The 20,259-nt window shown below is 69.7% G+C and carries 21 protein-coding genes and 5 tRNA genes; 19 read left to right on the top strand and 7 right to left on the bottom strand.

Annotation, left to right across the window (positions count from 1 at the left end; translation table 11 throughout):
- Window positions 1-95 precede the first annotated feature (95 nt).
- The 8 genes from AB0E78_RS28585 (at window position 96) to AB0E78_RS28550 (ending at window position 3,753) form a co-directional block, all read left to right on the top strand.
- A complete protein-coding gene (locus AB0E78_RS28585; protein ID WP_361838156.1) occupies window positions 96-884 on the top strand; it encodes a fumarylacetoacetate hydrolase family protein in 789 nt (262 codons plus the stop codon).
- The gene (gltX, locus tag AB0E78_RS28580; RefSeq protein ID WP_361838153.1) at window positions 877-2,358 is read left to right on the top strand and encodes a glutamate--tRNA ligase; all 1,482 of its coding nucleotides are present in this window, start codon (window positions 877-879) and stop codon (window positions 2,356-2,358) included. The genes AB0E78_RS28585 and gltX overlap by 8 nt, the downstream gene beginning before the upstream one ends.
- 68 nt (window positions 2,359-2,426) lie before the next feature.
- The gene (locus AB0E78_RS28575; protein WP_361838150.1) at window positions 2,427-3,152 is read left to right on the top strand and encodes an HAD family hydrolase; all 726 of its coding nucleotides are present in this window, start codon (window positions 2,427-2,429) and stop codon (window positions 3,150-3,152) included.
- Between the two features lie 87 nt (window positions 3,153-3,239).
- Window positions 3,240-3,311, top strand: a tRNA-Gln gene (locus tag AB0E78_RS28570).
- Window positions 3,312-3,332: 21 nt separating this feature from the next.
- Window positions 3,333-3,405: transfer RNA gene (locus AB0E78_RS28565), tRNA-Glu, on the top strand.
- 62 nt (window positions 3,406-3,467) lie between these two features.
- Window positions 3,468-3,540, top strand: a tRNA-Glu gene (locus AB0E78_RS28560).
- A gap of 28 nt (window positions 3,541-3,568) precedes the next feature.
- A tRNA-Gln gene (locus tag AB0E78_RS28555) sits at window positions 3,569-3,640 on the top strand.
- A 40-nt stretch (window positions 3,641-3,680) separates the two neighbouring features.
- Window positions 3,681-3,753 (top strand) — tRNA-Glu (locus AB0E78_RS28550).
- A 68-nt stretch (window positions 3,754-3,821) separates the two neighbouring features.
- Here AB0E78_RS28550 and AB0E78_RS28545 read toward each other — a convergent pair.
- Window positions 3,822-4,484: a MerR family transcriptional regulator gene (locus AB0E78_RS28545; RefSeq protein ID WP_361838147.1), complete on the bottom strand. Its 663-nt coding sequence runs from the start codon at window positions 4,482-4,484 to the stop codon at window positions 3,822-3,824.
- Between the two features lie 122 nt (window positions 4,485-4,606).
- Between AB0E78_RS28545 and AB0E78_RS28540 the strand changes: the two genes are divergently transcribed.
- Complete coding sequence (locus tag AB0E78_RS28540) at window positions 4,607-5,065, top strand: DUF4188 domain-containing protein (RefSeq protein ID WP_361838478.1); 459 nt, start codon at window positions 4,607-4,609, stop codon at window positions 5,063-5,065.
- Window positions 5,066-5,183: 118 nt separating this feature from the next.
- Here the strand turns inward: AB0E78_RS28540 and ndgR are convergent, their stop codons facing one another.
- Window positions 5,184-5,900 carry an IclR family transcriptional regulator NdgR gene (ndgR, locus tag AB0E78_RS28535; RefSeq protein ID WP_053137572.1) on the bottom strand — a complete coding sequence of 239 codons (717 nt, stop codon included), beginning with the start codon at window positions 5,898-5,900 and terminating at the stop codon, window positions 5,184-5,186.
- Between the two features lie 181 nt (window positions 5,901-6,081).
- On the opposite strand from ndgR, the gene leuC reads away from it, so the two are divergent.
- The 4 genes from leuC to AB0E78_RS28515 all read left to right on the top strand — a co-directional run bounded on the left by leuC (window position 6,082) and on the right by AB0E78_RS28515 (window position 9,444).
- Window positions 6,082-7,515, top strand: a complete 1,434-nt coding sequence (gene leuC / locus AB0E78_RS28530; protein WP_361838144.1) for a 3-isopropylmalate dehydratase large subunit — start codon at window positions 6,082-6,084, stop codon at window positions 7,513-7,515.
- A 5-nt stretch (window positions 7,516-7,520) separates the two neighbouring features.
- The gene (gene leuD / locus AB0E78_RS28525; protein ID WP_361838141.1) at window positions 7,521-8,114 is read left to right on the top strand and encodes a 3-isopropylmalate dehydratase small subunit; all 594 of its coding nucleotides are present in this window, start codon (window positions 7,521-7,523) and stop codon (window positions 8,112-8,114) included.
- Window positions 8,115-8,353: 239 nt separating this feature from the next.
- Window positions 8,354-8,590: a hypothetical protein gene (locus AB0E78_RS28520; protein WP_361838138.1), complete on the top strand. Its 237-nt coding sequence runs from the start codon at window positions 8,354-8,356 to the stop codon at window positions 8,588-8,590.
- Between the two features lie 173 nt (window positions 8,591-8,763).
- Entirely contained in the window at window positions 8,764-9,444 is a 681-nt protein-coding gene (locus AB0E78_RS28515; RefSeq protein WP_361838135.1) for an HU family DNA-binding protein, read from the top strand.
- Window positions 9,445-9,529: 85 nt separating this feature from the next.
- Here AB0E78_RS28515 and AB0E78_RS28510 read toward each other — a convergent pair whose 3' ends face one another.
- Entirely contained in the window at window positions 9,530-9,733 is a 204-nt protein-coding gene (locus tag AB0E78_RS28510; protein WP_361838132.1) for a hypothetical protein, read from the bottom strand.
- A gap of 13 nt (window positions 9,734-9,746) precedes the next feature.
- Window positions 9,747-10,382, bottom strand: a complete 636-nt coding sequence (cofC, locus tag AB0E78_RS28505; RefSeq protein WP_361838129.1) for a 2-phospho-L-lactate guanylyltransferase — start codon at window positions 10,380-10,382, stop codon at window positions 9,747-9,749.
- A 211-nt stretch (window positions 10,383-10,593) separates the two neighbouring features.
- On the opposite strand from cofC, the gene AB0E78_RS28500 reads away from it, so the two are divergent.
- From AB0E78_RS28500 to AB0E78_RS28490, 3 genes are read left to right on the top strand one after another with little or no spacing between them, the layout of a single operon-like run.
- Window positions 10,594-11,376, top strand: a complete 783-nt coding sequence (locus AB0E78_RS28500; RefSeq protein ID WP_361838127.1) for a lysophospholipid acyltransferase family protein — start codon at window positions 10,594-10,596, stop codon at window positions 11,374-11,376.
- On the top strand, window positions 11,373-12,383 hold the full coding sequence (locus tag AB0E78_RS28495) for an NAD(P)H-dependent glycerol-3-phosphate dehydrogenase (RefSeq protein WP_361838124.1): 1,011 nt from the start codon (window positions 11,373-11,375) through the stop codon (window positions 12,381-12,383). Before AB0E78_RS28500 ends, AB0E78_RS28495 begins: the two co-directional genes overlap by 4 nt.
- 34 nt (window positions 12,384-12,417) lie before the next feature.
- A complete protein-coding gene (locus AB0E78_RS28490; RefSeq protein ID WP_361838122.1) occupies window positions 12,418-13,596 on the top strand; it encodes a D-alanine--D-alanine ligase family protein in 1,179 nt (392 codons plus the stop codon).
- A gap of 16 nt (window positions 13,597-13,612) precedes the next feature.
- Here AB0E78_RS28490 and AB0E78_RS28485 read toward each other — a convergent pair whose 3' ends face one another.
- Window positions 13,613-14,101, bottom strand: a complete 489-nt coding sequence (locus AB0E78_RS28485) for a DUF3515 domain-containing protein (RefSeq protein WP_361838119.1) — start codon at window positions 14,099-14,101, stop codon at window positions 13,613-13,615.
- Window positions 14,102-14,121: 20 nt separating this feature from the next.
- A complete protein-coding gene (locus AB0E78_RS28480; RefSeq protein WP_351165332.1) occupies window positions 14,122-14,355 on the bottom strand; it encodes an Lrp/AsnC ligand binding domain-containing protein in 234 nt (77 codons plus the stop codon).
- Between the two features lie 209 nt (window positions 14,356-14,564).
- On the opposite strand from AB0E78_RS28480, the gene AB0E78_RS28475 reads away from it, so the two are divergent.
- Entirely contained in the window at window positions 14,565-15,533 is a 969-nt protein-coding gene (locus AB0E78_RS28475; RefSeq protein ID WP_361838116.1) for a thiamine-phosphate kinase, read from the top strand.
- 271 nt (window positions 15,534-15,804) lie between these two features.
- Here the strand turns inward: AB0E78_RS28475 and rpmB are convergent, their stop codons facing one another.
- Window positions 15,805-15,990 (bottom strand): 50S ribosomal protein L28, encoded by a 186-nt coding sequence (rpmB, locus tag AB0E78_RS28470; protein WP_160507429.1) that lies wholly within the window; start codon window positions 15,988-15,990, stop codon window positions 15,805-15,807.
- A gap of 218 nt (window positions 15,991-16,208) precedes the next feature.
- Between rpmB and AB0E78_RS28465 the strand changes: the two genes are divergently transcribed.
- Together AB0E78_RS28465 and recG are read left to right on the top strand one after the other, a co-directional pair.
- Window positions 16,209-17,909 carry a DAK2 domain-containing protein gene (locus AB0E78_RS28465; protein ID WP_361838113.1) on the top strand — a complete coding sequence of 567 codons (1,701 nt, stop codon included), beginning with the start codon at window positions 16,209-16,211 and terminating at the stop codon, window positions 17,907-17,909.
- Window positions 17,910-17,966: 57 nt separating this feature from the next.
- Window positions 17,967-20,186 (top strand): ATP-dependent DNA helicase RecG, encoded by a 2,220-nt coding sequence (gene recG / locus AB0E78_RS28460; RefSeq protein ID WP_361838110.1) that lies wholly within the window; start codon window positions 17,967-17,969, stop codon window positions 20,184-20,186.
- Window positions 20,187-20,259: the final 73 nt, after the last annotated feature.

Raw genomic sequence — 20,259 nt, 5'->3', positions numbered from 1 at the left:
GGGGGGGGCGAAGCCGCGGGGCGCAGGAGGCCTGGCCGTACGACGCCACGTTAGCCTGGGGTGTCAGACTCTCCCTCCAGCAAAGGGCACCGCTCTTGCGCATCGCCAGGTTCTCCATCGACGGTAACGTCGCCTTCGGCGCGGTCGAGGGCGAAAGTGCCCCCGGAACGACCGATGGGCTCGTCCTCGACATCATCAAGGGCATCCCGTTCGCGGACTTCGAGCTCTCCGGCACGAAGGTCCCGCTGAGCAAGGTCAGGCTGCTGCCCCCGGTGCTCCCCAACAAGGTCGTGGGCATCGGCCGCAATTACGCGGAGCACGCGGCGGAGCTCGGCAACGAGGTCCCCGACATCCCGGTCGCCTTCTTCAAGCCCTCCACCTCGGTGATCGGCCCCGGCGACGCCATCGCGTACCCCTCCTTCTCGCAGGAGGTGCACTACGAGGCCGAGCTGGCCGTGGTCATCGGCCGCATGTGCCGCGAGGTCCCGCGCGAGCGCGCCCGTGACGTCATCCTCGGCTACACCTGCGCGAACGACGTCACCGCGCGTGACGTCCAGCAGCGCGAGAAGCAGTGGGCCAGGGCCAAGGGCTTCGACAGCTCCTGCCCGCTCGGCCCCTGGGTGGAGACCGAGCTCGACCCCTCGGACCTCACCATCCAGTGCACGGTCAACGGCGAGCAGCGCCAGCTGGGGCGTACGACCGACATGGTCCGCTCCATCGAGGACCTGATCGTGCACATCTCCGAGGCCATGACGCTGCTCCCGGGCGACGTCATCCTCACGGGCACCCCGGCAGGGGTCGGCCCCCTCAACGTCGGCGACGAGGTCGCCGTCACCATCGAAGGCATCGGCACTCTCACCAACAAGGTGATCAAGCGTGGCTAACGCGACTCCCGTACGCGTACGTTTCTGTCCCTCGCCGACCGGCAACCCCCACGTGGGTCTGGTCCGCACCGCTCTCTTCAACTGGGCCTACGCCCGGCATAACGAGGGCGTCCTGGTCTTCCGCATCGAGGACACCGACGCGGCTCGCGACTCGGAGGAGTCGTACGAGCAGCTCCTCGACTCGATGCGCTGGCTGGGCTTCGACTGGGACGAGGGCCCCGAGGTCGGCGGCCCGCACGCGCCGTACCGCCAGTCGCAGCGCATGGATATCTACCAGGATGTCGCGGCCAAGCTCCTGGACGCGGGCCGCGCGTACTACTGCTACTGCTCCACGGAGGAGCTGGACGCCCGCCGCGACGCCGCCCGCGCCGCCGGCAAGCCGTCCGGCTACGACGGCCACTGCCGCGACCTGACCGCCGAGCAGCGTGCCGCCTACGACACCGAGGGCCGCAAGCCCATCGTCCGCTTCCGCATGCCCGACGAGGCGATCACGTTCACGGACCTGGTCCGCGGCGAGATCACCGTCCAGCCGGAGAACGTCCCGGACTACGGCATCGTCCGCGCCAACGGAGCACCGCTCTACACGCTGGTGAACCCGGTCGACGACGCCATGATGGAGATCACCCACGTCCTGCGCGGCGAGGACCTGCTCTCCTCGACCCCGCGCCAGATCGCCCTCTACAGGGCCCTGGCCGACCTGGGCATCGCCAAGGAGACCCCGGCCTTCGGCCACCTCCCGTACGTCATGGGCGAGGGCAACAAGAAGCTCTCCAAGCGTGACCCGCAGGCGTCCCTGAACCTCTACCGCGAGCGCGGCTTCCTCCCCGAGGGCCTGCTGAACTACCTGTCCCTCCTGGGCTGGTCGTTCTCCGCGGACCAGGACGTCTTCTCGATCGAGGACATGGTCGCCAAGTTCGACCTCGCGGACGTGAACGCCAACCCGGCCCGCTTCGACCTGAAGAAGGCCGAGGCGATCAACGCCGACCACATCCGCATGCTGGACGTGAAGGCGTTCGCGACGGCCTGCGAGCCCTGGCTGAAGGCCCCGCACGCCAACTGGGCGCCCGAGGACTTCGACGAGGCGGCCTGGGAGGCCATCGCCCCCCACGCGCAGACCCGCATCAAGGTCCTCTCCGAGATCACGGAGAACGTCGACTTCCTGTTCCTCAAGGAGCCGGTCGAGGACGAGGCGTCCTGGACGAAGGCCATGGGCAAGGGCGACCCCGCCGCCCTCCTGACGACGGCCCGCGCCAAGCTCGACGCCGCCGACTGGACGTCCCCGGAGTCCCTCAAGGAGGCCGTCCTGGCCGCCGGCGAGGAGCACGGCCTGAAGCTCGGCAAGGCCCAGGCCCCGGTCCGCGTCGCCGTCACCGGCCGCACGGTCGGCCTGCCCCTCTTCGAGTCCCTGGAGATCCTGGGCAAGGAGAAGTCCCTGACCCGCATCGACGCGGCCCTGTCGAAGCTCGCCGCGTAGCCGCACAGCACACACGAAGGACCCGGAAGCCCCAACGGCTCCCGGGTCCTTCGCATACCGTCGAAGACATGCCGATCAAAGCCGTGGTCTGGGACATCGACGACACGATCTTCGATTACGCGCACGCCGACACCACCGGCATGCACGCGCACCTCACCGCCGAAGGGCTCATCGAGAGGTACGAGACCGCGGAGCGGGCCCTCGCCCTGTGGAAAGAGGTCACCGAGCGGCACTGGGCACGCTTCAGCGCAGGCGGGATCGAGTTCGAGGCCCAGCGCCGCGACCGCGTACGCGATTTCCTGGACGCCGTGCTGACCGACCAGGAGGCGGACGCCTGGTTCGAGCGATACCTCACACACTACGAATCCGCCTGGACCCTCTTCCCCGACACCGTCCCCGCCCTGGACGCCCTCGCCGGCGACTACCGCCACGCGGTCCTCTCCAACTCCGCCCTGATCGTCCAGGACCGCAAGCTGCGCGCCCTCGGCGTGCGCGACCGCTTCGAAGCGGTCCTCTGCGCGGCCGAACTCGGCGTCTCCAAGCCCGCGGCCGAGGCATTCCTCGCGGTGTGCACGGCGATGGGGCTGCGGCCCGACGAGATCGCCTACGTGGGGGACCAGCCGGAGATCGACGCCAGGGGCGCGCGCGACGCGGGTCTCCTCGGGATCTGGCTCGACCGCAACAGCACGGCGCAGGAAGGCCCGTCGGGCGTGCACCGCATCACGTGCCTCTCCGAGCTCCCCCCGCTGCTCCGCGCCGATACCCGTTTTGGAGCGCCGTCCAACGTCGGGTAATGTTCTTCCTGCGCCGCCCGAGAAGGCCGAAAGGTCCGAACAGGAAGCGCAAGTCGAGCAAAACTCCTGCAAGGGGTTGCGTATCGATGGCCTATGGTGTAATTGGCAGCACGACGGTTTCTGGTTCCGTTAGTCTAGGTTCGAGTCCTGGTAGGCCAGCTCGCAGAGCTTATCTGCAACGCCCCCGTTGTGTAGCGGCCTAGCACGCCGCCCTCTCAAGGCGGTAGCGCCGGTTCGAATCCGGTCGGGGGTACAGATCCTTCCCATGGAAGCAGTCCGGGTCGCACCCACTGCAGCCGATGCAGGATCGCTAGGGCCCCCGTTGTGTAGCGGCCTAGCACGCCGCCCTCTCAAGGCGGTAGCGCCGGTTCGAATCCGGTCGGGGGTACGCAGGGTCTGGCTGGTCTAGACCACAGTGGGCTATGGTGTAATTGGCAACACGACGGTTTCTGGTTCCGTTGTTCTAGGTTCGAGTCCTGGTAGCCCAGCGCAGCACGACAGGACAAAGCAGTACAGCAGGACAAGCTAGCCCCCGTTGTGTAGCGGCCTAGCACGCCGCCCTCTCAAGGCGGTAGCGCCGGTTCGAATCCGGTCGGGGGTACGCGAATGGACAAGGGGCCTTCCCGTAAGGGAGGGCCCCTTCGTCGTGCCCGCCAGTCGTGTCCGCCGTCATGTCTGCTCCGGTGAACCCTCTTGCCCGTAGCGGCGGTTGGACTCCTCGGCCTGGGCGAGCCTGCGCAGGCTCAGCAGGACCGGCTCGTACAGCACGGTGAGTGCGACCGCCGCCTCCAACTGTTCGTCGGGGGACTCGAAGCGTTCCACCAAATCCAGGTCGGCGACGGCGAGTTGGCCCGCCGAGCGCGCGTACGGCGCCAAGTCGTCGACGGCGCAGGGGTATCCGAGCCTGGCGAGCGTCGCGACCGCGGTCACGAGCATGCCGTACGCCGGTGATCGAGGACCCGAACTCTGGCCGTACCGCCAGCCGATCCGTTCCAGCAGGGCGTCGACCGTTCGCTCCGCCGCCTCCGTCGCGGGATCGCCCTCGACGGGCTCGGGCCCGTGGGGGAGTGCGTAGACCGCCGTCCCCAGACGGGAGTTGTGGTCCAGGGAGTCGTCCTCCAGGGCGGTGAGCACCTCCCGGGCGGACGCGATCGGCACCCGGCCCACCTGGATGAGCGCCCGCACCAGGCGCAGCCGCTGCAGGTGCTTCTCGTCGTACTCGGCCTGCGTCGCGCTCACGCGGCGGCCCGACGGGAGCAGGCCCTCGCGCAGGTAGTACTTGATCGTGGCCGTCGAGACCCCGCTGCGCGTGCTCAGCTCCGCCAGTCTCATCGGCTCGCGTCCCCTCTTGCGTATCCACTTGGTGAGTGGCACTATCCAATCATGGATAGCGAAACTATCCAACGCTCTCTGGAGGGGGAACCATCGTGAGCAGCAAGCCGATCGAAGGGCGCATGACCGCCGACGCGCAGGGCGGCGTCACCGTCTTCAACATCGGGATGCGCATCAACAACTTCCGCGCTGTGCGCAGCTGGTGGCCCGTCTTCCGGGCGATGCCGAGGATGCTCAGGGAGCTGTCCAAGGACCGGGAGAGCGGGATGCTGGGCTACCAGCTGCTGTTCGGCGGGACGCGGGTCCTGTACGTCGTGCAGTACTGGGAGTCCTCGGAGAAGCTGCTCGCCTACGCGTCCGCGCAGGACAAGGAGCACCGCCCCGCCTGGGCCGCCTTCAACCGGCGGGTGCGGGAGGGCAAGGGCAAGGTCGGCTTCTGGCACGAGACGTATGTCGTGCCCGAGGGCGCCCATGAGGCGGTCTACATCAACATGCCGGAGTTCGGCCTGGGTGCGGCTGTCGGCGTGGTGCCGGTGGGTCGCAGGGGAGACAGGGCCGCGGACCGCCTCAAGGTGTCTTGAGGGGACAAGCCTGAGGGACAGGCCGGAGGGGACAAGAAAAGAACGCCCGAGGGGCCGCCGCGGCGTTGAGGCGGCCCCTCGGGCGTTCTGCGTGCTGTCCGGGAGTGGTGCGTGCGGGTCAGCCCGTGCGGCGCAGGGCCTCGGACAGGCGCCCGGCGGCGTCGATGATGGCCTGCGCGTGCATCCGGCCCGGGTGGCGGGTCAGGCGCTCGATCGGTCCGGAGACCGAGACGGCGGCGACCACACGGTTCGAGGGTCCGCGCACGGGGGCGGAGACGGACGCGACGCCCGGCTCACGCTCGCCGATCGACTGGGCCCAGCCCCGGCGCCGTACGCCCGAGAGGGCCGTGGCCGTGAAGCGGGCGCCCTGGAGGCCGCGGTGCAGGCGCTCCGGCTCCTCCCAGGCCATCAGGATCTGCGCGGACGAGCCCGCTTTCATGGTGAGCGTCGAGCCGACGGGGACCGTGTCCCGCAGGCCCGAGAGGCGCTCGGCCGCGGCGACGCAGATCCGCATGTCGCCCTGCCGGCGATAGAGCTGCGCGCTCTCGCCCGTCACGTCGCGCAGATGCGTGAGGACCGGGCCCGCCGTGGCGAGCAGACGGTCCTCGCCGGCCGCTGCCGCGAGTTCCGCGAGCCGCGGGCCGAGAATGAAACGGCCCTGCATGTCGCGCGCCACCATCCGGTGGTGTTCCAGTGCCACGGCGAGACGATGTGCCGTGGGTCGTGCGAGTCCGGTGGCCGCGACCAGCCCCGCGAGGGTGGCCGGACCGGACTCCAGGGCGCTCAAGACGAGAGCCGCCTTGTCGAGAACGCCGACGCCGCTAGAGTTGTCCATGCGTCGATACTCGCGTCTCACTCTGTGAAACGCAAGTTCAATTTTCCATGGAACACGTCACCCTGTGAGTGCGATCCGCGGACCAACGGAAAGCGGCCCACGCGCGGCACGAGGGGTACGGGCGTGGACGAACAATTCTCTAGTTGGGCCGGCGCCAACACAGCCGGTCGGAGGGAAAGCGATGGGTAGGACACTCGCGGAGAAGGTCTGGGACGACCACGTCGTCCGGCGCGCCGAAGGCGAGCCCGACCTCCTCTTCATCGATCTGCACCTGCTGCACGAGGTGACGAGCCCGCAGGCCTTCGACGGCCTCCGCCAGGCGGGACGCCCGGTGCGGCGCCTCGACCTCACCATCGCCACCGAGGATCACAACACCCCGACCCTCGACATCGACAAGCCCATCGCGGACCCCGTCTCGCGGGCCCAGTTGGAGACGCTGCGCAAGAACTGCGCCGAGTTCGGCGTACGCCTGCACTCGCTGGGCGACGTCGAGCAGGGCGTCGTCCACGTGGTGGGCCCGCAGCTGGGCCTGACCCAGCCCGGCACCACCGTGGTCTGCGGCGACTCCCACACCTCCACGCACGGCGCCTTCGGCGCGTTGGCGTTCGGCATCGGCACCTCCCAGGTCGAGCACGTCCTGGCCACGCAGACGCTGCCGATGGCCCGCCCGAAGACGATGGCCATCACGGTCGACGGCGAACTGCCCGACAGTGTCACGGCCAAGGACCTGATCCTCGCCATCATCGCCAAGATCGGCACCGGCGGCGGCCAGGGCTACGTCCTGGAGTACCGCGGCTCCGCCATCGAGAAACTCTCGATGGAAGCCCGCATGACCATCTGCAACATGTCGATCGAGGCCGGCGCCCGCGCGGGCATGATCGCCCCCGACGCGACCACCTTCGACTACATCGAGGGCCGCGACCACGCCCCGAAGGGCGAGGAGTGGGACGCGGCGGTCGCGTACTGGAAGACCCTGAAGACGGACGAGGACGCGGTCTTCGACGCCGAGGTCTACATCGACGCCACCAAGCTCGCGCCGTTCGTCACCTGGGGCACCAACCCGGGCCAGGGCTCGCCGCTCTCGGCGAACGTCCCCGATCCTGCTTCGTACGAAGACGCGTCGGAGCGGTTCGCCGCCGAAAAGGCCCTGGAATACATGGGGTTGACCGCCGGGCAGGCGCTGCGCGACATCAAGGTCGACACCGTCTTCGTAGGTTCGTGCACCAACGGCCGCATCGAGGACCTGCGTGCGGCCGCCTCCATCGTCGAGGGCCGCAAAGTCGCCGACGGCGTACGGATGCTGATCGTCCCCGGCTCGGTCCGGGTCGCCCTGCAGGCCATCGAGGAGGGCCTGGACAAGGTCTTCGTCGCCGCGGGCGCCGAATGGCGGCACGCGGGCTGCTCGATGTGCCTGGGCATGAACCCCGACCAACTGGCGCCCGGCGAGCGCTCCGCGTCGACCTCCAACCGCAACTTCGAGGGCAGGCAGGGCAAGGGCGGCCGCACCCATCTGGTGTCGCCGCAGGTCGCCGCCGCCACCGCGGTGACGGGCCACCTGTCCTCGCCCGCCGACCTGACCGATGCCCCTGACGCCCCCGTCACCGCCGGAGTCTGACAGCCATGGAAGCATTCACCACGCACACCGGCCGGGCCGTTCCGCTGCGCCGCAGCAACGTGGACACCGACCAGATCATCCCCGCCCACTGGCTGAAGAAGGTCACCCGGGACGGATTTGAGGACGGGCTCTTCGAGGCCTGGCGCAAGGACGGCGAGTTCATCCTGAACAAGCCCGAACGCCAGGGCGCCACGGTCCTGGTCGCCGGTCCCGACTTCGGAACGGGCTCCTCGCGCGAACACGCCGTATGGGCCTTGCAGAACTTCGGCTTCAAGACCGTCATCTCCTCGCGCTTCGCCGACATCTTCCGCGGCAACTCGCTGAAGAACGGCCTGCTCACCGTCGTGCTCGACCAGAAGGTCGTGGACGCGCTCTGGGAGCTGACGGAGGCCGACCCGCAGGCCGAAATCACCGTTGACCTGCAGGATCGCCAAGTCCGCGCCGAAGGCGTCACCGCCGACTTCGAGCTCGACGAGAACGCCCGCTGGCGTCTCCTGAACGGCCTGGACGACATCAGCATCACGCTCCAGAACGAGCCGGACATCGCCGCGTACGAGGCGGAGCGACGCTCGCACAAGCCGCGGACCGTGCAGGTCTGACGCCCCCGCAACACCCCGGTGTACCCCCAATCGTGGACGGTTGGGGGTACATCTGTGTCCGGGCCCGGCGGGGTGCCCGATGACCTGAACGGGTGGTCTCAACTCCCTTGATTCGGACGGCAGAAGAGGCTTGAAATCCCCTTGTACTCGCTCTGACCGGGTACCCTCAGGAGGGCGCCGGATGTGGGTAGTTACCCCCTGCGGAGGCGACAACTCGCCCCAGATGGCACAATCGGTGCATGGAACGTGACAGCCAACTCGAGCTCTACGGGCTTGTTGCGGACCAACTGAAGGAAGCGCACTCACGAGTGCGTGCACTGCAAGTCCCGGAGGGCGTACGGATGGCGCTGACCCGGAAGCTGCTGGTCATTACGGCCGCGGCCAAACACGATCTCGCCGATGCGGCAAGGCGTCTGGAGCGATTCAAGGAGTCCCTCGACCAGGCTGATGAGGGCCGATTCCCCGAAGACGCCTGAGCCACAAGGCTCAAACGGCCCTTCGAGGAACCCTCGAGGAACTCATGGACAGCCGAGTTCGTTGCGGCACAAGGGTGATTAGCCCGTTTCGTGTTTGATTTGCGGTATATATCTGCCTAACGTGCGAAAAAGCCTGGCGAATACGCTCGGGCGAGGTCTCCGAAGGGGAAGACGTGAACAAGGCGCAGCTCGTAGAAGCGATTGCCGACAAGGTGGGCGGCCGCCAGCAGGCCGCCGACGCCGTGGACGCGGTTCTGGACGCAGTCGTCCGTGCCGTGGTCAGCGGAGACCGTGTTTCGGTCACCGGGTTCGGCTCGTTCGAGAAGGTTGACCGTCCGGCCCGTTACGCCCGCAACCCGCAGACCGGGGAGCGCGTTCGGGTCAAGAAGACCTCGGTTCCGCGCTTCCGCGCCGGTCAGGGCTTCAAGGACCTGGTGAGCGGCTCGAAGAAGCTCCCGAAGAACGACGTCGCGGTCAAGAAGGCGCCCAAGGGCAGCCTTTCGGGCGGCAGTGCTTCGGCGACCGTCAAGAAGGCCGCGGCCAAGAAGGCCACCGCCAAGAAGGCGACGGCGAAGAAGGCAGCCACCGCCAAGAAGGCCACCGCCAAGAAGACGACGGCGACGGCCAAGAAGGCGACCGCCAAGAAGACCACCGCCAAGAAGGCGACGGCGACGGCCAAGAAGGCGGCCACGGCCAAGAAGGCGACGGCCAAGAAGGCCGCTCCCGCCAAGAAGGCCACCGCCAAGAAGACCGCGCCGGCCACCAAGAAGGCCACCGCCAAGAAGACTGCGCCCGCCAAGAAGTCGACGGCGCGCAAGACCACCGCCAAGAAGGCGACCGCCCGCAAGAAGTAAGGGCACGAGGGCACTCACGCGCCGGGCCGGGCTCCCCACCGGGAGCCCGGCCCGCGGCGTGTGCGGGGCCCTGCGGAGGGCCGGCTCAGAACGTCTGGAGCGTCACCAGCGTGACGCGGCGCTGCTCGCCCTCTCCCTCGACCTCGATCCGCACCCGCTGGCCGGGCCTGAGCAGCCGCAGGCCGCCCGCGTCGAACGCCGGGGGGTCGAAGGGCACCGGAGTGCCGTCGTCGAGCAGCACGCTGCCGCTGCGGGTCTCGGAGTCGTACGTGTACGCGGTCGCCTGCATGGGGGAAGCGTACTCAGTCGGCGATCAGCAGCCGTGCGGCAGCCGTCGCCGTGCGCGGCCCCACGCCCAGCGCGAGCGCGGTCCGCAGGTCGTCGCCGGTGTCCACGTCCTGGCGTACGGAGTCGACACCGTCGAGCGGAAGTTCCACCGCCCCCGAGGCCGTGTGCCGGGAACGGGACGCCGCCCCGAATGCGGGGCGCAATTCCACGCCGGGGGCAGCCGACAGCAGTGTCGTACCGATTCCTGCGGCATCAGGAAGGAATGAGCGGGGGAATTGGGCCGCGCTGTCGAGCACGCGGGCCAATTCCAGGGGGCGCAGTGCGGGAAGATCGGCATTCAGCGCCGCGACGGCCGATTCGGGCCGTTCGGTGCGTACTACACCTGTTCCGTGCGCCAGAGCGGCGTTGAGGCCTCCCACGGGCTCGTCACGGACGATCCGGGCCCCGAGGGCCGCCAGCTCGCGCCCGGCGAGGCCGTCGTCCGTGACGACCACCACATCCCGCACCGCCCGACAGGCCATCGCGGCGGCCACGGTGTCCTGGGCGAAGGCCAGGGCGAGGCCCGGGCGGAGCGTGTCGCCGGTGGTGGCGGTGAGCCTGCTCTTGGCGCGCTCCAGCTGTTTCAGGGGTATCACCAGGGTCCACTGCACGGGTGGCGGCTCCGTCCTTCGCGTCGGGCCCATTGTGACCTGCTGAGCGGGGCACTACCGGGGCCGGGTTCCGGGGCCAGAAGGGGTGGCGTGCAGCGCCTCTTTACAGGGGCGGTGGTGGGAGACGGGTGGGCGTACGGTGTTCTCGACAGACAGGCAGCCTGGGGCGCCACTTGTGCGGCCGACCAGGTTCATGGAGGAAGGTGTCCGAGTGTCCCGCCGCAGAATCGGCTTCTGGTACCGCCTGGCGGCGGTCATCGCCAAACCGCCGCTGGTGGTTTTCTTCAAGCGGGACTGGCGGGGAATGGAACACATTCCGGCCGACGGTGGATTCATCACCGCCGTGAATCACAACTCGTATATCGACCCGCTCTCGTACGCACATTTTCAGTACAACACCGGACGAGTGCCGCGTTTCCTGGCAAAGGACGGCCTTTTCAAGGACGGGTTCGTCGGCAAGGTCATGAAGGGCACGGGCCAGATCCCCGTCTACCGCGAGACCACGAACGCGCTCGACGCCTTCCGTGCCGCGGTCGACGCGATCGAGCGCGGCGAGTGCGTGGCGTTCTACCCCGAGGGCACCCTCACCCGGGACCCCGAGATGTGGCCGATGACGGCCAAGTCCGGCGCCGCACGGGTCGCCCTGCGGACCAAGTGCCCGGTGGTCCCTGTCGCGCAGTGGGGCGCCAACCTCGCGCTCCCCCCGTACAGCAAGAAGCTCAGCCTCTTCCCGCGCAAGAAGCTCCAGGTGCTCGCGGGCGAGCCGGTCGACCTCTCGCGCTTCCACGACAAGGAACCCACCCCCGAGGTCCTGCGGGAGGTGACCGAGACCATCATGGCCGCGGTCACCGAACTCCTTGAGGAGATCCGGCAGGAGAAGGCCCCCGACACCCCGTACGACCCGCGCAAGGCGCGGCTGGCGCAACGCCGCAAGGCGGCGGACCGCAGCGTCCCCGAGAACAGCCCCGAGAACACCACGGAGGACAGCAAGTGACGACCCCGGTGAAGGCCGCCGTCTTCGGAACGGGCTCTTGGGGCACCGCCTTCGGCATGGTGCTCGCCGACGCGGGGTGCGACGTCACCCTGTGGGGACGGCGCGCCGAACTCGCCGACGCGGTCAACTCCTCGCACAGCAACCCGGACTACCTCCCCGGTGTCGAACTCCCGGACAACGTCAGGGCGACCACCGACCCGGCCGAGGCCGCCGCCGGCGCCGACTTCACCGTCCTCGCCGTGCCCTCGCAGACGCTGCGCGGAAACCTCGCCCAGTGGGCGCCGCTGCTCGCCCCGGACACCGTGCTCGTCTCCCTCATGAAGGGCGTCGAACTGGGCTCCGCGATGCGGATGAGCGAGGTCATCGAGGACGTCACGAAGGTCGCCGCCGACCGCATCGCCGTCGTCACGGGCCCCAACCTGGCCCGCGAGATCGCCGCCAGGCAGCCCGCCGCCGCCGTGGTCGCCTGCCGCGACGAATCGATCGCGCAGCGCCTGCAGACCGCCTGCCACACCCCGTACTTCCGCCCGTACACGAACACGGACGTCGTCGGCTGCGAACTCGGCGGCGCCGTCAAGAACGTCATCGGTCTCGCCGTCGGCATCGCGGACGGCATGGGCCTCGGCGACAACACCAAGGGCTCGCTCATCACCCGCGGCCTCGCGGAGACCACCCGACTGGGCCTGGCCATGGGCGCGGACCCGCTGACGTTCTCCGGACTCGCGGGCCTGGGCGACCTGGTGGCGACCTGCTCGTCGCCGCTGTCGCGCAACCACACCTTCGGCACGAACCTCGGCAAGGGCATGACGCTCGAGGAGACCATCGCGGTCACCAAGCAGACCGCCGAGGGCGTCAAGTCCTGCGAGTCGGTCCTTGAACTGGCCCGCAGGCACGGCGTCGACATGCCCATCACCGAGACGGTCGTGGGCATCGTGCACGAGGGCACGCCGCCGGTGGTCGCCCTCAAGGAGCTCATGTCGCGCAGCGCCAAGCCCGAGCGCCGCTGACTCTGCCCGGGCCACCGGGTACCCTCAAGCCGATATGAGCAGCGAGAACCTCCCCCAGAGCCCCGAGCCGCGCCCCGAGCAGAGCTCTGAGCTGCCGCTCCGCAAGCCGCGTGTGGCCGTCGTGTTCGGCGGCCGCAGCTCGGAGCACGGCATCTCGGTCGTCACGGCGGGCGCCGTGCTGCGCGCCATCGACCGCACCAAGTACGACGTCCTGCCCATCGGCATCACGACGGACGGCCGCTGGGCCCTGACCGCCGACGATCCCGACCGCATGGCGATCACCGAACGGCAGGTGCCCAACGTCGACGCGCTCGCCGAGTCGGCCGACGGGGGCGTCGTGATGCCGCTGGACCCCGGCAACCGCGAGGTCGTCTACAGCGAGCCGGGCTCGGTGCCCAAGGCGCTCGGTGAAGTCGACGTCGTCTTCCCGATGCTGCACGGCCCGTACGGCGAGGACGGCACCCTCCAAGGACTCCTGGAGCTCTCCGGAGTGCCCTACGTGGGCGCCGGAGTGCTCGCCTCGGCCGTCGGCCAGGACAAGGAGTACATGAAGCGGGTGTTCACCTCCTTCGGGCTGCCCGTCGGCCCGTACCTGGTGATCCGTCCGCGCGAGTGGGACCGCGACCAGCAGACCGCCCGCAAGAAGATCGCGGAATTCGCCGGCGAGCACGGCTGGCCGCTGTTCATCAAGCCCGCACGCGGGGGCTCTTCGATGGGCATCACGAAGGTCGACTCCTTCGAGGGCCTCGACGAGGCGATCGAGGAGGCCCGCCGCCACGACCCCAAGATCCTCGTCGAGTCGCTCCTGCGCGGCCGTGAGATCGAGTGCGGGGTCCTGGAGTTCGAGGACGGGCCGCGCGCGAGCGTGCCCGCCGAGATCCCGCCGGTGCAGTCGCACGACTACTACGACTTCGAGGCGAAGTACATCGACTCGACGCCCGGGATCGTGCCCGCCCCGCTGACGCCCGAGCAGACCGCCGAGATCCAGCGGCTCGCCGTCGACGCCTTCGAGGCCACGTCCTGCGAGGGCCTGGTGCGCGCGGACTTCTTCCTCACCGAGGACGGGTTCGTGATCAACGAGATCAACACGATGCCGGGCTTCACGCCCATCTCGATGTACCCGCAGATGTGGGAAGCGAGCGGCGTCAGCTACCCCGAGCTGGTGGACCGCCTCGTCCAGGCAGCGCTCAACCGCTCCACGGGGCTGCGCTAGCCCTCGGTAACGCGACCTACGCGATCCCCTTGGGGATGGCCTTCTTCACGGGGGCGGCGAAGTCCGTCAGCGGACTCACGCCGTCCCCCGCGCGCTCCTTGGGCAGCGTGACCTCCACGTACGCCTTGCGCAGCGTGGAGGTGAAGCGGAAGGAACCGTCGTCCTGCTCGTCGAGCAGCCAGTTGACGCCGTCCACCGTCACGGCATCGGCCTCGGGATCGTTCATCTTGGGCGGCCTGGCGACACCGCAGCGCAGTATGATCGCCGGGTCTCCCCACCCGGCGGTCAACTCCGACTTCGGCTCGGGATCGGCACGCTTCAGACCGTCCACCTTCTTCGGCAGCCGCTCGTCCAGGTTTCGGCACAGTTCGGTGACCTTGCCGTCCGGGGTGGGAACCGCAGCCTTCACTGCTTCGTCTGCTGAGGAGCAGCCCGCGGACGCGATCAGCAGTGCGAGCACGGGAGCTGGGACGAGGCAGCGACGCCGGCGACGGGAAATCTTCACCGGCCAAGGGTAGACGGGGGCTAGAGGTGCACGACGGGGCAGGTCAGGGTCCGGGTGATGCCGTCCACTTGCTGGACCTTGGCGACCACCATGCGGCCGAGTTCGTCGACCGTGTCCGCCTGGGCGCGCACGATGACATCGTAGGGTCCGGTCACGTCCTCGGCCTGGATCACTCCTGGGATCTTGGCGATCAGCTCGGCGACGGTCGACGCTTTGCCGACCTCTGTTTGGATCAGGATGTACGCCTGTACCACGGAACCTCCAGGGCGGCCACGAGGATCATGTGGGGAGAAGGGACGCCACGGTACCGCGTCGCCGCTTCCTGCGGGGAGACCCGGGGGAGCTGTGGCGCGCACATCGCGGTGGACGGGCAACAGAAGTTGACGGTCATATCGACCGTACCTATGACAGTGACGGCTCGCGACCGCAAGCCGAGCAGCGTGAAAGGGCATGGTGAGTCCCGGTGAAGGGAACCGTCGGCGAGTTGGGGGAGTTCGGGCTCATCAGGGAACTCACCTCTCGGCTCACCACCACCCCGGCCGTCCGGCTCGGCCCGGGCGATGACGCCGCCGTCGTGTCGGCCCCCGACCGCAGGGTCGTGGCGAGCACCGACATCCTCCTCGAGGGGCGGCACTTCCGCCGCGACTGGTCGACCGCGTACGACGTGGGCCGCAAGGCCGCCGCGCAGAACCTCGCGGACATCGCTGCCATGGGCGCCGTGCCGACCGCGCTCCTCCTCGGCCTGGTCGTGCCCGCCGAACTCCCCGCCAGCTGGCCCACCGAGCTCATGGACGGTCTGCGGGACGAATGCCAGGTCGCGGGAGCGGCCGTCGTGGGCGGCGATGTCGTACGCGGTGACACGATCACCGTCGCGATCACCGCGCTCGGCGATCTGCGCAACCACGAGCCCGTCACGCGCGCGGGCGCGGAGCCCGGCGATGTCGTCGCCGTCACCGGCTGGTTGGGCTGGTCCGCCGCCGGGCACGCGGTGCTCTCGCGCGGCTTCCGCTCGCCCCGCGCCTTCGTGGAGGCCCACCGCAGGCCCGAACCGCCGTACCACGCGGGCCCCGCGGCGGCAGGCCTCGGCGCGACCTCGATGACGGACGTGAGCGACGGCCTCATCGCCGACCTCGGCCATATCGCCGACGCGAGCAAGGTGCGCATCGACATCCGCTCCGGAGACGTCGACGTGCCCTCCCAGATGAACGACATCGGCCAGGCCGTCGGCGTCGACCCGCTGCAGTGGGTCCTCAACGGCGGCGAGGACCACGCGATCGTGGCGACGTTCCCGCCGGACGTGAAGCTGCCCGCCCGCTGGAAGGTCATCGGAGAGGTCCTCAACCCCTCCGCCCTGCCCCAGGTGACGGTTGACGGGGCGCCCTGGACCAGCAAGGGATGGGACCACTTCGGCGACAACGGCGACATGGAGTGACCGACGCGCCACCCCGCGTCCTGACCGTCGCCGGCTCCGACTCCGGCGGCGGAGCGGGCATCCAGAACTCCCTCGGCGTGCAAGGCGCTTGGGATCTTCCGGTGGATCATGGGTGGCGGTTCCGGCGGTTCCGGGGGAAGTAAGTACTTCGGCAGTAAGTACTGCGCACACGAAAGAGCCGGTCCCCCGAGGGGGACCGGCTCTTTCAGCAACCAGCTAGGTGGCCGCGCAGTGGGGCATCCCCTGCTCGTTAAGAGCTTGGGGAATTGCGTCAGCGCGAGACCTTGCCGGCCTTGATGCACGAGGTGCAGGCGTTGAGCCGCTTCGGCGTCCCGCTGACCACGGCACGAACGCGCTGGATGTTCGGGTTCCAGCGACGGGACGTACGGCGGTGAGAGTGCGAGATGTTGTTGCCGAAGCTCGGCCCCTTGCCACAGACGTCGCAGTTGGCAGCCACGGGTCACTCCAAGACTTCAGATGCACTTACGGGTAATCCCGGCATGCCGGGATCAGTGCAATGATCGTGGGTGGCGTTGCCAGGAGGAATGGCCCGATGTGTGTCGGGCAACCGGAGCAGCATACAACGACTGCTTCGATAGAACGAAACTACCATGTCTCGCCCCGGCCCCGCCCCGGGCCTTTCGCCCTTCCCGGTCTACGCTGCGTCCATTCCGGATGCCCTTAGGAGGCGAGCAGGTGCCGCAGAACCTCGACGCCGTCGCGGTGCGCGCCTGGTGCGGCCTCGCCCTGGACGCCCTGGGAGGGGCCCGCGAGGAGATCGACGCGATCAACGTCTATCCGGTCGCGGACGGGGACACCGGAACGAACCTCTATCTGACCGTGGAATCGGCGTCCCAGGCGGTCGACGCGGCCTTCACGGGCCTGGACCCGACCCACCCCACCCTGGCCGAGGCCGTGCGGGCGATGGCACACGGCGCCCTGATCGGGGCCCGCGGGAACTCCGGCACGATCCTGTCGCAGCTGCTGCGGGGCATGGCGCAGGTCCTCGGTGTCGACCGTGACACTGATCACGCCGACGGCAGGGCGCTCGCCCTCGCGCTGCGCCGGGCCGCCGAGGCGGCCTACCAGGCGGTGGCGCACCCCGTGGAGGGCACGGTCCTGACGGTGGCCACCGCCGCCGCCGACGCCGCTTCGGGCGTCGACGCTCCGGCCGACGGCGACTGCGGGGCGGTGGCGCGGGCCGCCTACGACGGTGCGTGCCGGGCCCTGGACGCGACTCCGGGACAGCTCGCGGTGCTCGGCCGTGCGGGAGTGGTGGACGCCGGGGGGCGCGGGCTCGTGGCGGTACTCGGGGCGCTCGTAGGGGCCCTGTCGGGCGAGCCGGTGCCGCGGAGGGCCGCGTCCCCGCTGCTGAGGGCCGCTGAGGCCGCGGACGGTGTGCTCGCCGACGCGGAGGCCGTCGAGTGCCAGGACGTCCCGGCCGGTGGCGCGGCCCCCGCCTTCGAGGTCATCTACCTCTTGGAGGCCGACGACACGGCCGTCGCGCGGCTGCGGACGCGGCTGGACGGGCTCGGGGACTCCCTCGTGGTCGTCGGCGGCGACGGACTGTGGAACGTCCACGTCCATGTGAACGACGCCGGTGCGGCGATCGAGGCGGGCGTCGAGGCGGGGCGGCCCCACCGCATCCGCATCACCCACTTCGGGGTGGGCGACGCGCACACCGCGGGTGCCGCGCAGCCGCCCCGGGAGCGGGTGCAGCGCGGGATCGTCGCCGTCGTACCGGGGGAGGGGCTCGCCGGGCTCTACGCCGATGCCGGGGCGACCACCGTGCCCACGCGCCCCGGAGAGCCGCCCGCCAGCGGAGAGCTCGTCGACGCGATCCGGCGCGCCCACGCGCGCGAGGTGGTGCTCCTGCCGAACGACGGCGAGCTGCGCCACACCGCTGCCGCCGCCGCGGAACAGGCCCGTAGCGAAGGGGTGCGGGTCGCGCTGATCCCCACCCGGTCCGCGGTCCAGGGCATCGCGGCGCTCGCCGTGCACGAGCCGGACCGCCGCTTCGACGAGGACGTCGTCGCGATGACTTCGGCGGCCGGCGCGACGCGGTACGCCGAACTGGCCGTCGCCGAGCGGCAGTCGTGGACCATGGCGGGTATCTGCCAGGCCGGGGACGTCCTCGGCCTGATCGACGGCGATGTCGCGCTGATCGGCGACGACACCACGCGCACCGCACGGTCCGTCCTCGACCGGATGCTGGCCGCGGGCGGCGAGATGGTCACGCTGGTGCTCGGCGACGACGTGCCGGACAGCCTCGGCGACGACCTGGAGAAGCATGTGCGCGAGGTGCATCTGGCGGTCGACACGGTGGTCTACCGCGGTGGACGCCAGTCGGCGCTGCTCCTGATCGGCGTGGAGTAGCCGCCTGAGCAGCGGATTTCAGGGACGTACGGCGAATTGTCAGTGGCGTGGTGTGCAATGGATCTCGTGCCCGCGCTCGAAGAACCCCTGAAGAAAGTGGTCGGTCCCGCCACCGCGAAGGTGATGGCCGAGCACCTGGACCTGCACACGGTCGGCGACCTGCTGCACCACTATCCGCGGAAGTACGCGGAGCGGGGCGAGCTCACACGCCTCGCCGACCTGCCGCTGGACGAGCACGTCACGGTGGTCGCCCAGGTCGCGACGGCGCGCATCCTGACGTTCAACGGCGGCAGGGGTCAGCGGCTCGAAGTGACCATCACCGACGGCAGCGGCCAGCTCCAGCTGGTCTTCTTCGGCCGCGGCATCCACAAGCCGCACAAGGATCTGCTGCCCGGCACCCGCGCGATGTTCGCGGGCAAGGCATCGGTCTTCAACCGCAAGATGCAGCTCGCGCACCCGGCGTACGAACTCCTCAAGGGAGACCCCGACACCCCCGGCGGCGCCGAAGAGGCCGTGGACTCCTGGGCGGGCGCCCTCATCCCGATCTACCCCGCCACCGCCAAGCTGGAGTCCTGGAAGATCGCCAAGTCCGTCGACGCGGTCCTGCCCAGCGCCCAGGAGGCCGTCGACCCGCTGCCGCCGAGCCTGCGCGACGGCCGGGCGCTGATCCCGCTCCCCGAAGCGCTCCTGAAGATCCACCGCCCGCACACCAAGGCGGACATCGCATCGGCCCGCGACCGCCTGAAGTGGGACGAGGCCTTCGTCCTCCAGGTGGCCCTGGCCAGACGCCGGTACGCGGACGCGCAACTCCCCGCGATCGCCCGCCGCCCCCGCGACGGCGGCCTGCTCGACGCCTTCGACGCCAAGCTGCCCTTCACCCTCACCGAGGGCCAGGAAAAGGTCTCCAAGGAAATCTTCGACGACCTCGCCACCGAGCACCCGATGCACCGCCTCCTCCAGGGAGAAGTCGGATCGGGCAAGACGATGGTCGCCCTGCGCGCCATGCTCGCCGTCGTCGACGCGGGTGGGCAGGCCGCGATGCTCGCGCCCACCGAGGTCCTCGCCCAGCAGCACCACCGCTCGATCACCGAGATGATGGGTGAGCTGGCCGAGGGGGGCATGCTCGGCGGTTCGGACCAGGCCACCAAGGTCACGCTGCTCACCGGCTCCATGGGGATGGCGGCGCGGCGTCAGGCGCTGCTGGACCTGGTCACCGGGGAGGCCGGGATCGTCATCGGCACGCATGCGCTGATCGAGGACAAGGTGCAGTTCCACGACCTGGGCCTGGTCGTCGTCGACGAACAGCACCGCTTCGGGGTCGAGCAGCGCGACGCCCTGCGCGGCAAGGGCAAGCAGCCCCCGCACCTGCTCGTCATGACGGCCACGCCCATTCCGCGCACGGTCGCGATGACCGTCTTCGGTGACCTGGAGACCTCGGTCCTCGACCAGCTCCCCGCGGGCCGTTCGCCGATCGCCAGCCATGTCGTGCCGGCCGAGGACAAGCCCCACTTCCTGGCGCGCGCGTGGGAGCGCGTGCGCGAGGAGGTCGAGAACGGCCATCAGGCGTACGTGGTCTGCCCGCGCATCGGCGATGACGTCGACGAAGCCGCTGACCCGAAGAAGGCCAAGAAGAAGGCCGAGGAGGAGGCGACCGCCGAGAAGCGGCCCCCGCTCGCCGTCATCGAGGTCGCCGAGCAGCTCGCCAAGGGCCCTCTCCAAGGCCTCAAGGTGGAGGTCCTGCACGGCCGCATGCAGCCGGACGACAAGGACGCGGTGATGCGCCGCTTCGCCGCGGGCGAGACCCAGGTCCTGGTGGCGACGACGGTCATCGAGGTCGGCGTGAACGTCCCGAACGCCACCGCCATGGTGATCATGGATGCCGACCGCTTCGGCGTATCGCAGCTGCACCAGTTGCGCGGCCGCGTCGGCCGTGGCGCGGCCCCCGGCCTCTGCCTCCTGGTCACCGACATGCCCGAGGCGAGCCCCGCCCGCGCGCGCCTGGGAGCCGTGGCCGCGACGCTGGACGGCTTCGAGCTCTCCCGGATCGACCTGGAGCAGCGTCGCGAGGGCGACGTACTGGGCCAGGCGCAGTCCGGTGTCCGCTCCAGCCTGCGCATGCTCGCGGTCATCGAGGACGAGGAGATCATCGCCGAGGCCCGCGAGGAGGCCGTCGCGGTGGTCTCGGCCGACCCGGATCTGGAGCACCTGCCCGAGCTGCGCACCGCCCTGGACGCCCTCCTGGACGACGAGCGCGAGCAGTACCTCGACAAGGGGTGACAAGGGGCGACAAGGGCTGACAGGCAGGAGGGGCCCAGGGGCTGAGAGACTGAGGCCGGATCTTCCCGCACGT

It is taken from the genome of Streptomyces sp. NPDC032198, from assembly GCF_040636975.1.
Classification (GTDB): Bacteria; Actinomycetota; Actinomycetes; order Streptomycetales; family Streptomycetaceae; genus Streptomyces.
This window is presented reverse-complemented; position numbering and strand designations above follow the sequence as displayed.

Bases quoted from the DNA above. Each gene is read 5' to 3' on its own strand.
- leuD (WP_361838141.1), top strand. From the start codon at position 7,521: ATGGAAGCATTCACCACGCACACCGGCCGGGCCGTTCCGCTGCGCCGC.
- AB0E78_RS28545 (WP_361838147.1), bottom strand. From the start codon at position 4,484: ATGAGACTGGCGGAGCTGAGCACGCGCAGCGGGGTCTCGACGGCCACG.
- ndgR (WP_053137572.1), bottom strand. From the start codon at position 5,900: ATGGACAACTCTAGCGGCGTCGGCGTTCTCGACAAGGCGGCTCTCGTC.
- AB0E78_RS28520 (WP_361838138.1), top strand. From the start codon at position 8,354: ATGGAACGTGACAGCCAACTCGAGCTCTACGGGCTTGTTGCGGACCAA.
- AB0E78_RS28465 (WP_361838113.1), top strand. From the start codon at position 16,209: ATGCCCTTAGGAGGCGAGCAGGTGCCGCAGAACCTCGACGCCGTCGCG.
- AB0E78_RS28575 (WP_361838150.1), top strand. From the start codon at position 2,427: ATGCCGATCAAAGCCGTGGTCTGGGACATCGACGACACGATCTTCGAT.
- recG (WP_361838110.1), top strand. From the start codon at position 17,967: ATGGATCTCGTGCCCGCGCTCGAAGAACCCCTGAAGAAAGTGGTCGGT.
- AB0E78_RS28490 (WP_361838122.1), top strand. From the start codon at position 12,418: ATGAGCAGCGAGAACCTCCCCCAGAGCCCCGAGCCGCGCCCCGAGCAG.
- AB0E78_RS28540 (WP_361838478.1), top strand. From the start codon at position 4,607: ATGACCGCCGACGCGCAGGGCGGCGTCACCGTCTTCAACATCGGGATG.
- AB0E78_RS28510 (WP_361838132.1), bottom strand. From the start codon at position 9,733: ATGCAGGCGACCGCGTACACGTACGACTCCGAGACCCGCAGCGGCAGC.
- leuC (WP_361838144.1), top strand. From the start codon at position 6,082: ATGGGTAGGACACTCGCGGAGAAGGTCTGGGACGACCACGTCGTCCGG.